Genomic DNA, 277 nt, shown 5'->3' with positions numbered 1-277 from the left:
CACATCGGTATGGCGCGGGAAGTGCGCCAGGCGTAACCGTCAGTGATTGTCTATAGTTAGCGGACAGGTACATAACATGGAGAAAACCGATGTCTAATCAATTTTATGATTCACGTATCGATGATGACCTGGCCCTGCTGAGCGAGACGCTGGAAGAAGTGTTACGTTCCTCAGGCGACCCTGCTGACCAGAAGTATATTGAGCTTAAAGCACGCGCAGAACAGGCTCTGCATGACGTGAAAAACCGCGTCAGTAGCGCGTCTGATACCTATTACTA

The 277-nt window shown here is 49.8% G+C and carries 1 protein-coding gene; it reads left to right on the top strand.

What is annotated here, in order from left to right; all coding sequences use genetic code 11:
* Window positions 1-89: 89 nt before the first annotated feature.
* Window positions 90-277, top strand: a 188-nt coding sequence (locus F1003_RS18630; RefSeq protein ID WP_235898412.1) for a DUF883 family protein, incomplete at its 3' end; no start/stop codon positions are given.

Origin of the sequence: Winogradskyella ouciana, assembly GCF_009709615.1 — a bacterium.
In the GTDB taxonomy this organism is placed as follows: domain Bacteria; phylum Bacteroidota; class Bacteroidia; order Flavobacteriales; family Flavobacteriaceae; genus Winogradskyella; species Winogradskyella ouciana.
Note: the sequence above shows the minus strand (reverse complement) of the source record. Positions and strands in the feature narration are given on the sequence as shown.